We start from the raw sequence: 13,916 nt of genomic DNA, 5'->3' as shown, positions 1-13,916 counted from the left end.
TTCCGGAACTCGTCAGAACGTCAGGGTCCAGGAGTCGATGTTCCCGGCGTCGTACGTCCAGACGTCGGTGACCTGCAGCTTCCACGTGCCGTTGCGGTTCTCGGCGGAGGCGTCGACCGTGTAGGTCTCGTGCACGCCACCGGTCGAGGTCGCGCCCTTGGCCTTCTTGAGGCTGTAGGTGGCGCCGGACGGACCGACCAGGTCGATGGCCAGGTCAGCGGTGTACGGGTGGTTGATGTCCACCTTCACCTTGGTGGCGCCGGACGCCTTGCCCGTGCAGCCGGTGACGTTCACCGACGAGGACACCGCGGTGTTGTTGTCCGGAATGGACACGTCGTCACCGTTGGTGGCCGCGGCACAGGGCTCGGGGTCCGGGCCACCGCCGCCGATGAAGCTGATGTTGAGCAGCTTGTTCGGCGAGCCTTGCAGGTCGGTGATCTTGCCGGTCGTGGCGTTGTTCACCAGCGCGTCGCGAACCTGGGCAGGGGTGGCGTTCGGGTTCGCGGACACGTACAGAGCGGCGGCACCGACGACGTGCGGGGTGGCCATCGAGGTGCCGCCCATCGTCGTCGTGCCGCCGCCGTTCTTGGTCGACAGGATGTTCGAGCCGGGCCCGAAGATGTCGACGCAGGAGCCCCAGTTCGAGGCCTGCCCGCCGGTGTAGATCGACCGCTTGTCGGCCGAGTCGCTCGCCGCGACCGTGATGGCCTCCGGCGTGCGGGCGGGGGAGGTCTGGCAGGCGTCGCCGTTGTTGTTGCCCGCCGCCAGGCCGAACGTCACACCCGCCGCGATCGCGCGCTTCACCGCGTTGTCCACAGTGGAGTCCGCGCCGCCGCCGAGGCTCATGTTCGCCACGGCGGGCTTCTTCGCGTTCTGCGCGACCCAGTCGATGCCCTTGATGATCTGGGAGTACTGGCCGTTGCCCGAGCAGTCGAGCACGCGCACGGCGACCAGGTTGACCTGCTTCGCCACGCCGTACGTCTTCGACCCGACGGTGCCGGCGACGTGCGTGCCGTGGCCCTGGCAGTCCGACGCGTCCGCGTCGTTGTCGATGAAGTCGTAGCCGTCCTTGGCCCGGCCCTCGAACTCGCTGTGCTGCTTGTAGATCCCGGTGTCCAGGATGTACGCGGTCACGTTCGAGGCGGTGTTCGGGTACGTGTACTTCTGGTCGACGGGGAGGTTCGCCTGGTCGATCCGGTCGAGGCCCCACGTCGGGTTCGCCTGGGTGTCGGACATCCGCGCCCAGCCGTCCTGCTGCACGTAGGCGACGGCAGGGTCGGCCGCGAGCCGCTTGGCCGCCGCCTCGTCCAGCTTCACCGCGAAGCCGCGCACCGACGCCACGTAGGTGTTGCTGACCTTGCCGCCGTGCTTGCGGGCGAGGTCGAGCGCCTTTGCGTTCGTCGTCGGGGCGTCGCTGTTGCCGTCCTTGAACACGACGATGTAGCTGCCCGCGACGGGCTGCGCCGTCTTCTGGATGGAGCCGGTCTGGGCCATGACAGGGCTGCTCACCGCCGCCACGACGGCGAGGCCGAGGCCCGTGGCCGCGAGCACGCGTGTTGTGCGATCGAGTCGCATCTCGGGTTCTCCGTTCTGGCCGCCACGGCAGGGATGGGCGGCACGTGCCGATCACCATCGGTCGGCCCGGAACGACGAACAATCCGGATATCTCTACGTAGGGATACCCGTCTTTCACCTATAACTCCGTTCGGGAGGACCCTGGTCGTTCACAGCCAGGAGGAGCTGGTCTCGGCGTGCGCGGCTCGCGGCACTTCGTGACGGGGACCAGGCTGACGGGAAGGGTGGAGATGATTCTGCGTTCCCGGCGTCCGTGGGAGTCGTGGCCCGTTGCAGGCGTCGGCGCCGGCCGACACCCTGCACGCCTGCAACACGGCAGCTTCCTGGCTGTCTGAGCGGATGTGCGCCGACCAGGTGTTCCGGAAGTTCGACGTGCAGAAGCACCTCTACGTCGACCTGCGAGAACGGTTCGGGCTGGCCGCCCAACCGGCGATCCGGGTCATCGGAAAGACCGTGGACGCTTACACGACCCTGCGGGCCGGCCTCAAGGCCGGCAACTACGGGCCGCCCGGGTCGAAGCGGCGCCGAAAGGTCGAGGACACCCCGATCAGGTTCCGTCCGCGAGCGGCACAGCCGTTCGACGCCCGCTGCCTGTCCTGGCAGCTCGGTGGTGCGGGCCGGGACGGAACGGTGTCGATCTGGACGGTCGCCGGACGGCTCCGCGGCGTGCGGATCGTCGGAAGTCCCCGCCATCTCGGTCTGCTGCGTTCACAGCAGGCGATCGGGGAAACCGATCTGCTGTACCGGGAAGGGGTGTGGCTGCTCCATGCTGTGGTCGACAGTCCCGAGGCTGTCCGGCAGGAACCGGCGAACGGGTTCCTCAGTGTCGACCAGGGCATCGTCAACATCGCGACCACCTCTGATGGCGACCGGTTCTGCGGGTCGGGCCTGAACCGCTACCGCGCACGCCAGGAGCGAATCCGGAAACGGTTGCAGGCCAAGAAGACAGCGTCCGCGAGACGGTTGCTGAAGAAGCGCCGCCGCAAGGAGGCGCGGTTCGCGGCCGACGTGAACCACCGGGTCAGCAAGAACATCGTGGCCGAGGCTGAACGCACCGGACGCGGGATCGCCGTCGAGGAACTGACGGGGATCCGCGCACGGGTACGGCTTCGCAAGCCCCAACGGGCCACGCTGCACTCCTGGGCATTCGCTCAGCTCGGTCGATTCCTGACCTACAAGGCCCAGCGGGCTGGTACCGCCGTGGTGCAGGTCGATCCGGCCTACACCTCGCAGACCTGCCACGTGTGCGGGCACGTCGACAAACGCAACCGCCGCAGTCAGGCGGTGTTCCAGTGCGGCCGGTGTGACTTCGTTGGGCACGCCGATCACAACGCGGCGCACAACATCGCGGCTCGCGGTGTCGTGCGCTGGGGCGAAGTCATGCGTCCACACGCAGCGCCCATCCTGGCAGCCGGCTAGGACGGCAGCAGCAAGCCTGCACACCGCCGCTCGCGGCGGCTGGCAAGCTCGATCCTTCAGGGACGAGTTCATGACCTAACATCGATGCGGATGAGCCGGACACCGAAGTCCAGGGCGCGGCGCTGCGACCCCACCGGACTGATGCGCACCAGCTCGCCGGTGCTGGTGGGGCGAGGTGACCAGCTCGGCGCGCTGCGGGCCGCCGTGCCCAGCCAGCCCGCCGTGATCATGATCGAGGGCGAGGCGGGCGTCGGGAAGTCCCGCCTGGTGCGCGAGCTGCTCGACGCCGACCTCGGGCCGATCGCCGTCCTCATGGGCCACTGCCAGCCGGTGGGAGAGCCGTTCCCGTACGGCGCGGTGCTCGAGGCGTTGCGCGACTGCACGGAACGCCTGGCGCGCAACCACTCGCGGCTGAGCCCGGTGGCGGGCGTGCTGGCCGGACCGTTGCCGGAACTGGCTTCGTACCTGCCTGAGGCCCCTCCGCCGACCGGTGATCCCCGTGCTGAGCGCCATCGGTTCTTCCGCGCGTTGCGGGAACTGCTCGGCGTGCTCGGGCCCGTGCTACTGGTCGTGGAGGACCTGCACTGGGCCGACGACGGGTCGCGGCAGCTGTTGCGGTTCCTGATGGGGGATCCGCCCGCGAATCTGTCCATCGTGGTCACGTACCGGCGCGAGGACGTGCCCGGCGGGGTGCCGCTGGGGTCGGCGTACCGGCCGCCGACCGGGATCACCAGCGCGTTGCTCGAACTGGAGTCGCTGGACGTGGCCGAGGTGCGGGCGCTGACGTCCGCGATCCTCGACGGCGAGCCGGTGTCGGCCGAGTTCGCGGCCAAGCTGCACGAACGCACGGCCGGGATTCCGTTCGTGGTCGAGGAGACGTTGCGGGCGTTGCGGAATCCGGCGGGCGCGGTGCACGCGGACGGTGCCACGGCCCGGCGGCTGCTCGACAACGTGGACGTTCCGGTGCTGCTGCGCGACGCGATCGCCGAACGCCTGGCCGCGTTGCCGTCCGATGCGGTCCGGCTGGTGCAGGCGGCGGCGGTGCTGGGGGCTCCGGCCGGGGTGGAGCTGCTGGGATCTGTCGCGCGTCTGGGCGAGAGCAGCGCGGCGTTGACGCACGCCCTGACGGGGCACGTGCTGCACGAGGTCGGCCCACGGCGGTACGGCTTCCGGCACGCGCTGGCGCAGCAGGCCGTCTACGACACGTTGAGCGGACCCGACCGGACCGAGCTGCACCAGCGGGCCGTCGAGGTGCTGGACCAGGTCGAACCCAAGCCGTTGGTCCAGCTCGCCGAGCACTCCGAACGGGCCGGGAGCACGGCGGCGTGGCTGCGCTACGGCGAGGCCGCCGCCGACCGGGCCGTGGAGATCGGTGACGCGGGCACGGCGACGGCGTTGCTGCAGAAGCTGCTGGTGGACTCGGCCGTGCCCGCCGCCGACGTCGACCGGCTGGCGATCAAGCTCGGCCAGATCGCCCACCAGGGCCTGGACCAGCTCGATCCGACCGAGACGCTGGAACGGCTGCTCTCCGACCGCCGTCTGTCGACCGCCGCGCGGGGGCAGGTCCGGCACTACCGGGGCGTGCTGCTGATCCGCCAGGCCGGCGGCATCGAGGAGGCCCGCTCCGAGCTCGAACGGGCCGTCGCCGACCTGACCGAGTGCCCTGACCTGGCCGCACGCGGCGAGGCCGTGCTGGGGCTGTCCTACCTGGGCATGGCGCCGATGAGCGAGGTGCTGCCGTGGCTCGAGCGGATCAGCGTCACGCGGGCGTCGGCGACCGATCCCGAGCACCGGATGGCTCTCTACGCCAACGAGGTCGGCTCCAAGATGCACCTCGGCGACCCGTCGGTGCTGCCCTCGTGGGGGTTCTCGCCCGCCACCACGCCCGGCGAGCTGCGCCAGCTCGCCCGCGCCCACTGCAACCTGGCCGACGCCCTGACCACCACCGGTCATTTCGGGCTGTGCGCCGACCTGCTGCGCGACGGCCTGCGGTTCGCGGCCGAGTGCGGTGCCCCGTTCACCGCCAGCACCGCCCACGCCACGCGGGCCCGGCTGGACTGGCTGACCGGCGACTGGGACGGCCTGGCCGAGCGCGCCGAGACGTTGCTCGACGAGTACCGCGACCTGTTCCCGCTGGCCAGCGAGCTGTGCCTGATCCTCGGCTCGCTCGCCACGGCACGCGGGGAGTGGGCGGAGGCCACCAGCTACCTGACCGAGACCGGTGCGTTCGCCCCGGAGGAGTCGATCACCCCGGTCGCGATCGCCGGCTGTGCCGCTCTGGCGCGGACCATGCTCGCCCAGGACGAGGTCACCCGCGCCTGCGTGGACGTCGACCGGGGGCTCGCGATCGTGCGGGCGAAGGGCGTCTGGGTGTGGGCGACCGAGCTCGGGCCCGTCGCCGTGGCGACCTTCCTCGCGGCCGGGCGTGAGACGGACGCCGAGACGTTGATCGAGGAGATCTCTGCGGGTATCGAGGGCCGGGACGCGCCGATGGCGTTCGCCGCGCTGGCCTGGTGCCGCGGGTTGCTGGCCGAGGCCCGCGGCCAGGAGGAGGCTCTGGAGCTGTACCGGGAGGCCGCCGACCGGTACTCGGCGTTGCCCGCGCCGTACCTGACCGCGCTGGTGGCCGAACGGGAGGCCGCCTGCCTGTTGCCCGGTGACCAGGAGAAGGCGGCCGAGATCCTGTCGGCGCTGGTGGACACGTTCGACGGGCTCGGGGCCACGCGCGACGCCGCCCGGTGCCGGCACCAGCTGCGCAGCATCGGCGGCGGCAAGCCGTCCCGGCGGGGGAGGCGCGGGTACGGCGACGCGTTGTCGCCGCGGGAGCAGGAGGTCGCGCGGCTGCTGGTGGCCGGGCACACGAACCGCAAGATCGCGGACGTGCTGTTCCTGTCGCCGCGGACCGTGGAGCAGCACGCGGCACGGGTGCTGCGCAAGCTCGGGGTGTCGTCGCGGGCGGAACTCCAGGCCGAGGACCTCGCCTAGTTGTTCTCTCCCGGCACCACGATGCCCATCTCGTAGGCGGCCACGATCGCCTGCGCGCGGTCCCGCACCCCGAGCTTCGCGAACACCCTGCTGACGTGCGTCTTCGCCGTCTGCTCCACGATCACCAGCGCGGCCGCGATCTCGGTGTTCGACAGCCCCCGAGCGACCAGCCGCAGCACCTTCAGCTCCTGCGCGGTGAGGCGGCCCGCGCGTTCGGGGGCCACCGGATCGGGACGGGCGGCGAACTCCGCGATCAACCGGCGCGTCACGGCCGGGGCGAACAGCGCGTTGCCCGCCGCGACCACCCGCACGGCGTTGACCAGGTCGTCCAGCGGCGCGTCCTTCAGCAGGAACCCGCTCGCGCCCGCCCGCAGCGCCCCGTAGACGTACTCGTCGATGTCGAACGTCGTGAGCATCAGGACGCGGGTGTCGAGGTCGGGGTCGCCGAGGATCTCGCGGGCCGCCTCCAGGCCGTCCATGACCGGCATGCGGACGTCCATCAGCACCACGTCGGGGCGGTCGCGGATGGCGGCGTGCACGGCGTCGGCGCCGTTGCCCGCCTCGCCCACGACCGTGATGTCCGGCTGTGCGTTGAGCACGGCGTGGAAGCTCTGCCGGACCATCGTCTGGTCGTCGACGATCAGGACCTTGATGCTCAAGCTCGTCCCCCGTTCAGTGGCAGCGTCACTGCCACGACGAATCCCCCGTTCTCCTGCCCCGCACGGAACTCGCCGCCGAGCGTCGCGACCCGTTCCCGCATGCCGAGCAGGCCGTGCCTGGCCTTGCCGTCACTCGGTGGCTCGACCGGCAGGTCGTTCGTGACCAGCAGCCGCAGTTGCCCGGCGGCAACGGAGAGCTCGACGTCCACAGTGGACCCCGGTGCGTGTCGCACGGCGTTGCTCAGCGCCTCCTGGACGATCCGGTACGCGGACAGCGCCACACCGTCCGGCACGTCCGTCAGGTCCGCGTCGACCCGCAGCGAGATCACGACCCCGGCGCCGCGCAACCGGTCGACCAGCTCGGCGATCTCCTCGACGCGCGGCTGGGGTGCGGTCTCCAGCACGCCGTCGGAGTTGCGCAGCACACCCAGCAGCCGCCGCATCTCGGTGAGGCCCTCGCGTGCGGTGGACTGCATCTCGTCGAACTCGGTGAGCAGGTCCGGTGGCACGTCGGCGAACCGGTAGCGCGCGCTGCCGGCCCGTAGCGCGAGCACGGACATGTGGTGTGCCACGACGTCGTGCAGCTCGCGGGCGATGACCGCGCGTTCCTCCAACGTGGTGGCACGCGTCTGCTGTTCGGCGCCGCGGGCCTCGGCGACGCGCCGCAACCGCAGGGCGTTGCCGAGGACGAGCGGCGCGCCGATGATCGCGCAGATCACCAGCATGTACAGCGTGTCGCCCGAGAACAGCAGGCACACGAGTCCGGCGGTGACGACGAAGACCCAGGTCAGGACCATCTGCCGGTAGTTCTGGCCGACGACCAGCAGCACCGTGACGGCAGCCAGGATCAGGCCGGGCGACCAGGGCCAGAACCAGTCGTCGCTCCAGAGCCAGTTGATCTGCGGCGTCACCGTCAGCAGCAGCACCGACACCCGCCACGCCGCGAGCGGACGGATCGGGGTGAGCAGCACGGACGCCGCCGCTGCCGCGGTGAACCACCAGCCGTTGACGGGGTAGTACCAGCCCCACCTTCCGGGCGGGTTCATCAGGTCCAGGACGAGGACCACCACGGCGGCGACGACCGTGAACGAGACGCGGACGCGGTGCCAGGGTGCCGGGGACGGCGTGCGGTCGAGCCTGCCGACGCCGGACACCGTGGCGAGCCCGATGACGAAGAACTGCCTGACCTCAGCGAACACTCGCCCCACCGCCCCCACGGAAGTCGAACCTACATCAGGTGCCGATCGAGCTCTGATCATGCGAGAACGGTCGCAAGATCGCGCGCGGAAGTCGTCGTACGCGGGCGCACTCTTCGCGTGCTACCGGGGTAGCACGGTCTTCATCGGGAACTGCGAGTTCGTGCGCGCCACACCGGGCAGGCTCGTGAGCGCCGACATGTACAGCTGCTCGTAGGCCTGGATGTCCGCGACGGCGATCCACAGGTGGTAGTCGGGCTGCCCGAACATCCGCACGCACTGCTCGACGGCGTCGATCTCCGCGATCTTCGACTCGAACGCCTCGATGGTCGCCGTGTCCTGGACGGCGAGGTCGATGTGCAGGAGCACCCGGAAGCCGCGACCGAGCGCGGCGGGGCTGATCGCGGCGTGGTAGCCGGTGATCACCCCGGCCTCCTCCAGCGCCCGCACCCGCCGCAGGCACGGCGACGGCGTGAGCCCCACCTTGTCCGCGAGTTCGGTGTTGGTGAGACGACCGTCCTCCTGGAGGTGGCGGATGATTGCGCGATCGATCCGGTCCATTGGCAGATCATGCCACGATCGGCGATCTGCGGGGCTGAAGTAGCAATCGTGTGCCGCGCCCTGAAGCCTAATCTGCTTGGCGTGAACGAACTTCTGCTGACCGACGACGAACGCGAGCGGGCAGGGGCACGGCTGCTCGCCCTGCTGGACGGCTACGAGCGCGGCCTGGCCAAGGCCGACATCCTCCCGGAACCGGACCGGGAGGCGCTGGCGGCACTGCTCGCCACCCCGATGCCGGAGCACGGCGTCGGCGTGGACGGGATGTTCGACCGCTGGGAGGACACGATCCTGCCCAGCTCGACGACGGTCGCGCACCCGCGGTTCCTCGCCTACGTGCTCGGTCCGCCGAACGCGATCGCGCCGTACGCCGAGGCGATGGCGGCCGCGCTGAACCAGAACTGCAACTTCTGGCAGCTGTCCCCGGCGGCCAGCGTGGTCGAACGGTCCGTGCTGGAGTGGCTGGCCTCGGTCGTCGGATTTCCCAGTGGCGCCAAGGGAATCCTGACCGGTGGTGGTTCGCTGGCGACGTTGCAGGCGCTCGCGACGGCACTGCACGACCGCGTGCCCGACTTCCACGCGACCGGTCTGCAGCGCTCGGCCGCGCCGCTCGTCGTCTACACCTCGGTGGAGGCGCACCGCAGTGTCGACAAGGCCGCCGCGATCCTCGGCATCGGTCTCGACAACGTCCGCCACATCGCCACGGACGTGCGTCACCGCATGGACGTCGCCGCGTTGCGCTCGGCGATCGCGCAGGACCGGGCGGACGGTCTGCGGCCGTGGTGCGTCGTCGCCACCTGCGGGACGGTCTCGACCGGGTCGGTCGACCCGATCGACGAGATCGCCGACCTGTGCGCGGCGGAGGACCTGTGGCTGCACGTCGACGGGGCGTACGGCGCGCTTTTCCTGCTGTCCGACCAGATGCGCGACCTGATGGGCGGCTGCGCGCGTGCGGACTCGATCACGTTGGACCCGCACAAGCTGCTGTACGCGTCGCTGGAGGCGGGCTGTCTGCTCGTCCGCGACGGTGCCAAGCTGCGCGACGCGTACGCGTTCGACTCGTCGTACCTGACGGTCGCCGACGACCCGCTGATGACCGACTACATGGACTACGGGCCGCAGCTCTCCCGCAACTTCAAGGCTTTCAAGGTGTGGAGCGCTCTGCAGGCGTTCGGGGTCAAGGCCTTCCGCGACGCCAACGAGCGGACGTTGGAACTTGCGCAACGCCTTGGCCGGGGCATCGAGGAGACGCCGGGCCTGACGTTGCTGGCTCCCGTGACGCTGACCGCCGTGTGCTTCCAGGTCGACGGCTACACGCCCGAGCAGCACACGGCGTTGCTCGAGAAGCTGGCCGCCGAGAACGTCGCGTTGCTCGGACCCGTTGTGGTGGCGGGGAAACGCGGCATCCGGGCGTGCGTCACCAACCACCGCACGTCCGAGGCGGACATCGACCTGATCCTCGACCGGCTCCGCTAGCGCCAGACGTCGGCGAGGTTGCGGTCGAACATCGTCGCGATCGACACCAGCGCCGCGTCGAGGTCGACGTTCTCCGGATCGACCAGGGCCTGGAGGTGAATGCCCAGGAGCGCGCCGTTCAACGCCACGGCGGCGGTGCGCTCCTGGTCGGCGGCCCGTTCGGGATCGGCGGTGGCGGGGCGTTTGAGGCGCAGCAGTTCCTCGATGCCCGCCCGCCTGCGGGTGAAGAACTCGCGGTACTGGTCGTGCACGACGCCCCGTTCGCCCAGCGCCTCGACCAGGATCATGAAGACCAGGGCGGAGTTGCCGGTCCTGAGCAGTTCGGCCGTCTCCCCGAACACCTCGGCGAGCGACGGCACCGCGTCGTACCGCTCGGCGGGCCAGATCCGGGCGACCGCCCGCTCGACCACGGCCATCACGAGGCCGTCCTTGTTCTTGAAGTGCCACGGGATCGAGCCGCGGCTGATGCCCGACCGCCTGGCGATGTCCACAAAGGACGTCCGGTCGAACCCGCGTTCCGCGAAGAGCTCCTCGGCGGCGTCCAGGATGCGGCGGCGGCTCTCGTCGCCGATCTCGTCGATCCGGCGCGTCCCAGGGGAGTTCACGGCGATCATCGTACGACCTCTCCCGGCACGTGCCGCGCGGTCCGGACGAGCACCAGGCCGGCGATCACGGAGGCCGCGGGGGCGACGAGGGCGACCGCGGCCTGTGCGCCGACGATCTTCTCCGCCACGCCGGTGAGGGCTGCGCCGCCGAGACCGCCGACCACCGCCGTGAACGCCCCGACCAGCCCGAACGCGGTCGCCCGGAACTCCTCCGGCGTCACCGAGGCGACGACCAGGCTCAGCGGGACGATGCCCGCGAACGTCATCGCCTGGGTGAGCACGCCGATCGCGACGTAGGTCGTGACGTCCGGCGCGTGGGCCTGCACGGCGAACCCGATGCCCAGCACGGACAACGCGCCGGCCGCGAGGTGCAGGCACGCTCCCGGCGAGCGGCGGAACACCCGGTCGCTCACCAACCCGCCGAGTGCGGCGCCGAGCAGTCCGCCGGCCGCGCACACGGACGTGATCACGCCGCGGGCCGCCGCGCCCTGGTGCAGCTGCTCTTCGAGGATGACGGCCAGGTAGATCGGCACGGTCGTGACGGACACGCCGAACGCCCCGAGCGCGACCATCACGCCGGTGAACGTGCGGATCTTCTTGAGTTGGCTGAAGGTGCCGCTTCTCGTGGTGCGTCGAGGTGGCTCGGGCAGCCGGTAGGCCGCGATGCCCAGGAGCAGGGCCGGCACGGCGAGGAACGCGAACGCCCAGCGCCACGGGTCGTGCTCGGCAGGGATCGCCGCTGCGAACGCGGCGGCGATCAGCGGACCGACGACGATGCCGAGGGGCTGGCCGGCCCGGTGCAGGCCGAGCACCCGCCCGCGTCCGTGTGCCGGGTAGGCGTCGGTGAGCAGCGACGACTGGATCGGCCCCTCGTTCGCCTTGCCCGCGCCCGCCACGATCCGGACGGCGACGGCCTGCCACAGGCTGTGGACGAGGCCGAGCAGCGCGGCCGCCGCGGCCCAGACGACCGTGGCGATGCCGGCGATCCTCGTGCGGCTGTGCCGATCCCCGAGCAGCCCGAGTGGCAGCGCGGCGGCCGCGACCATCACCCCGGCCAGCGCGCCGAGGATCCCGACCGCGCCCGTGCTGATGCCGAGCGACGTGCGGATCTCGGGCGCGAAGACCACGAACAGCACGCCGTCGACGCTGTCGAGCACCTGGAGCCCGGCCAGCACCGCGATGGTGGCGCGCCCGCCGGTCGCGAAGACGTCCCGGAGCGTCGGCTCTGACTTCATAGGCATGCTGAGCAGGCTACTGTGTCAGTCAACATAGTGTCGTCAGGCTGGCATAGAGGAGGCTCGATGAGGGACTGGGCGGGGTCGACGGCGTTCATCACCGGTGGTGCGCGGGGGATCGGCCTGGGCATCGCGCGGGCGTTGGCGCGGCGTGGGGTGCGCCTGGCTTTGGCCGACGTCTCGGAGGTCTCGCTGCTGGAGGCCGGCGCGGAGTTGGGCGCCTCGACTCACCTGCTGGACGTGCGCGACCGTCCGGCGTTCGCCGCGGTTGCTGCGGAGGTGGGGCCGGTGGACCTGCTGTTCAACAACGCCGGCATCGTGCCGCACTCGGCGGTCGACTCGCTGACGTACGAGAAGTGGGATCTCGCGATGGCCGTGAACCTGACCGGCGTGATCAACGGCGTGCAGACGTTCCTGCCTTCGATGCTCGCGCGCGGTTCCGGCTACGTCGTGAACACGGCGTCCGCGGCCGGGCTCGTGTCCGACCCGAACCTCCTGTACGCGACGTCGAAGTTCGCGGTGGTCGGCCTGTCGGAGTCGTTGCGGCTCAACGTGATGGAGCGCGGCGTCGACGTGAGCGTGCTGTGCCCGGGACCCGTCGACACGGGCATCGTCGAGAACACGCGGGCGGCGCACGCCTCGGTGGGCCTGCGCTCCGACCTGGTGCCGGCCGTCTCGGCGTTTCTTGCCGGCGGCCCGAGCGTGGACGAGGTGGGCGAGATGGTGGTGGCGGGCATGGAGAAGCGCTCGCCGTGGATCTTCACCGGCTACGACGTCGGGCCGCACCTCGAACGGCGAGCGGCGGCCCTGTCGGAGTGCCTGTGAGCTGTGGTGCGGGTCAGGCGACGGCTTCGCGGCTGCCGGTGTCGACGTAGATCATGCCGTCCTGCACGACGACGGGGTACGTGCGCACCGCCCGCTTGGCCGGCAGGCAGGTGGGGACGCCGGTGCGCAGGTCGAAACTCGCGGCGTGCAACGGACACTCGACGAAGCAGCCCTCCAGCCAGCCCTCGGAGAGCGACGCGTCCTGGTGCGTGCACGTGTCGTCGATCGCGTAGAACTCGCCGTCGGCGTTGAAGACCGCGATGGCGGGATCGCCCTCGACGCGCACGGACTCGCCGGGCGGCAGGTCTTCGACGGTGCAGGCGGTGATCATGAGACCCTCCGTTGCGTATTACGGAACTAGGCGTGCGATACGCAACAGCGAGGATGACTGAGGATCATGAAGCCCGTCAAGGGATTCCCTGCTGGGTGTTCGTTGCAGGGTTGTAAACGGACACTGTTGCGCCAATCGGATACCGTTGCGTGATGGGCAACAACGGGGAAGGGCGCGACCCTGCGCTCGTGCAATCGGTCGATCGGGCGGTGACCGTCCTGGAACTGCTGGCCCGCAACGGCGAGGCGGGCATCACCGAGATCGCCGCCGAACTCGGCGTGCACAAGTCCTCGGCGTCCAGACTCGTGTACACCCTGCAGGCCCGTGAGTTGGTCGAGCAGGACGGTGAACGCGGCCCGTTCCGGATCGGCCTCGGCATGCGCCGGTTCGCCGGGGCGGTGTCCGGTCCGATCGACTACGTGCGGGTCGGTGGGCCGGTTTGTGTTGACCTCGCCGATCGGCTGGGGGAGACGGTCAACATCGCCGTTCTGGACGGGGATGTGGCTTTGAACGTTTCTCAGGCTCGGGGTGGGTCTGCGGTGGCCGCGCAGAACTGGGTTGGGCAGCGGACTCCGTTGCATGCGACGTCTAGCGGCAAGGTTTTGCTGGCTGCTGCTTCGGATTCTGAGCAGGATCGGTTGCTGGCTGGGGAGCTTGTTGCTTGTGCGCCTCGGACGATTACCGATCCTGGGCGGTTGCGGCGGGTTTTGCGGCGGACTGCTGAGGATGGGTTCGCTACTTGCATGGAGGAGTTGGAGGCTGGGCTGCACGCCGTTGCTGTGCCGGTGTTTGGGGCTGGTGGGGATGTGGTGGCGGCTATCAGTGCGGCTGGGCCGGCTTATCGGTTGTCGCAGACTCGGATGCCGGAGATCGTGGAGGAGTTGAGGGTGGCTTCTCGGGATCTGTCGATTCGGATGGGGCATGCGGTTGCGTGAAAACCTTGACGAGCTTTGGTTACGTCATCGCCGCTGCGCGTCGATAGAGATTGGGGCTTGACTTCGGGGCCCTTGCGAGGCGCTCATCGGCCGGAAAAGGCCGGGCTGAAAAGCGCC

At 70.2% G+C, this 13,916-nt stretch carries 12 protein-coding genes; 5 read left to right on the top strand and 7 right to left on the bottom strand.

Features of this window, described 5'->3' with window-relative positions; genetic code table 11:
* Positions 1-12: 12 nt before the first annotated feature.
* Positions 13-1,575, bottom strand: a complete 1,563-nt coding sequence (locus ACFWNN_RS36455) for a S8 family serine peptidase (protein WP_382444505.1) — start codon at positions 1,573-1,575, stop codon at positions 13-15.
* A 270-nt stretch (positions 1,576-1,845) separates the two neighbouring features.
* Between ACFWNN_RS36455 and ACFWNN_RS36450 the strand changes: the two genes are divergently transcribed.
* Together ACFWNN_RS36450 and ACFWNN_RS36445 are read left to right on the top strand one after the other, a co-directional pair.
* Positions 1,846-2,994: an RNA-guided endonuclease InsQ/TnpB family protein gene (locus tag ACFWNN_RS36450; RefSeq protein ID WP_382444504.1), complete on the top strand. Its 1,149-nt coding sequence runs from the start codon at positions 1,846-1,848 to the stop codon at positions 2,992-2,994.
* Between the two features lie 90 nt (positions 2,995-3,084).
* Complete coding sequence (locus tag ACFWNN_RS36445) at positions 3,085-5,979, top strand: ATP-binding protein (RefSeq protein ID WP_382444503.1); 2,895 nt, start codon at positions 3,085-3,087, stop codon at positions 5,977-5,979.
* Here ACFWNN_RS36445 and ACFWNN_RS36440 read toward each other — a convergent pair.
* The 3 genes from ACFWNN_RS36440 to ACFWNN_RS36430 form a co-directional block, all read right to left on the bottom strand.
* Entirely contained in the window at positions 5,976-6,638 is a 663-nt protein-coding gene (locus ACFWNN_RS36440; protein ID WP_382444502.1) for a response regulator, read from the bottom strand. The two genes, ACFWNN_RS36445 and ACFWNN_RS36440, sit on opposite strands and share 4 nt — an antisense overlap.
* Positions 6,635-7,846, bottom strand: a complete 1,212-nt coding sequence (locus ACFWNN_RS36435; protein ID WP_382444501.1) for a sensor histidine kinase — start codon at positions 7,844-7,846, stop codon at positions 6,635-6,637. Before ACFWNN_RS36435 ends, ACFWNN_RS36440 begins: the two co-directional genes overlap by 4 nt.
* A 111-nt stretch (positions 7,847-7,957) precedes the next feature.
* A complete protein-coding gene (locus ACFWNN_RS36430) occupies positions 7,958-8,395 on the bottom strand; it encodes an Lrp/AsnC family transcriptional regulator (protein ID WP_382444500.1) in 438 nt (145 codons plus the stop codon).
* Between the two features lie 81 nt (positions 8,396-8,476).
* Here ACFWNN_RS36430 and ACFWNN_RS36425 point away from each other — a divergent pair, with 81 nt between their 5' ends.
* Complete coding sequence (locus ACFWNN_RS36425) at positions 8,477-9,868, top strand: pyridoxal phosphate-dependent decarboxylase family protein (RefSeq protein ID WP_382444499.1); 1,392 nt, start codon at positions 8,477-8,479, stop codon at positions 9,866-9,868.
* Here the strand turns inward: ACFWNN_RS36425 and ACFWNN_RS36420 are convergent.
* Entirely contained in the window at positions 9,865-10,473 is a 609-nt protein-coding gene (locus ACFWNN_RS36420) for a TetR/AcrR family transcriptional regulator (protein ID WP_382444498.1), read from the bottom strand. The genes ACFWNN_RS36425 and ACFWNN_RS36420 overlap by 4 nt on opposite strands.
* A gap of 5 nt (positions 10,474-10,478) precedes the next feature.
* Complete coding sequence (locus ACFWNN_RS36415; protein ID WP_382444497.1) at positions 10,479-11,714, bottom strand: MFS transporter; 1,236 nt, start codon at positions 11,712-11,714, stop codon at positions 10,479-10,481.
* 60 nt (positions 11,715-11,774) lie between these two features.
* Between ACFWNN_RS36415 and ACFWNN_RS36410 the strand changes: the two genes are divergently transcribed.
* Positions 11,775-12,533, top strand: a complete 759-nt coding sequence (locus ACFWNN_RS36410; protein WP_382444496.1) for an SDR family oxidoreductase — start codon at positions 11,775-11,777, stop codon at positions 12,531-12,533.
* 13 nt (positions 12,534-12,546) lie between these two features.
* Here the strand turns inward: ACFWNN_RS36410 and ACFWNN_RS36405 are convergent, their stop codons facing one another.
* Positions 12,547-12,864: a bifunctional 3-phenylpropionate/cinnamic acid dioxygenase ferredoxin subunit gene (locus ACFWNN_RS36405; RefSeq protein ID WP_382444495.1), complete on the bottom strand. Its 318-nt coding sequence runs from the start codon at positions 12,862-12,864 to the stop codon at positions 12,547-12,549.
* Between the two features lie 152 nt (positions 12,865-13,016).
* Between ACFWNN_RS36405 and ACFWNN_RS36400 the strand changes: the two genes are divergently transcribed.
* Entirely contained in the window at positions 13,017-13,799 is a 783-nt protein-coding gene (locus ACFWNN_RS36400) for an IclR family transcriptional regulator (RefSeq protein ID WP_382444494.1), read from the top strand.
* Positions 13,800-13,916: the final 117 nt, after the last annotated feature.

Origin of the sequence: Lentzea sp. NPDC058450 (assembly GCF_042721395.1) — a bacterium.
Classification (GTDB): Bacteria; Actinomycetota; Actinomycetes; order Mycobacteriales; family Pseudonocardiaceae; genus Lentzea.
Note: the sequence above shows the minus strand (reverse complement) of the source record. Positions and strands in the feature narration are given on the sequence as shown.

Coding starts and splice junctions, on each gene's coding strand:
- ACFWNN_RS36455 (WP_382444505.1), bottom strand. CDS start 1,575: ATGCGACTCGATCGCACAACACGCGTGCTCGCGGCCACGGGCCTCGGC.
- ACFWNN_RS36400 (WP_382444494.1), top strand. CDS start 13,017: ATGGGCAACAACGGGGAAGGGCGCGACCCTGCGCTCGTGCAATCGGTC.
- ACFWNN_RS36410 (WP_382444496.1), top strand. CDS start 11,775: ATGAGGGACTGGGCGGGGTCGACGGCGTTCATCACCGGTGGTGCGCGG.
- ACFWNN_RS36405 (WP_382444495.1), bottom strand. CDS start 12,864: ATGATCACCGCCTGCACCGTCGAAGACCTGCCGCCCGGCGAGTCCGTG.
- ACFWNN_RS36415 (WP_382444497.1), bottom strand. CDS start 11,714: ATGCCTATGAAGTCAGAGCCGACGCTCCGGGACGTCTTCGCGACCGGC.
- ACFWNN_RS36445 (WP_382444503.1), top strand. CDS start 3,085: ATGAGCCGGACACCGAAGTCCAGGGCGCGGCGCTGCGACCCCACCGGA.
- ACFWNN_RS36430 (WP_382444500.1), bottom strand. CDS start 8,395: ATGGACCGGATCGATCGCGCAATCATCCGCCACCTCCAGGAGGACGGT.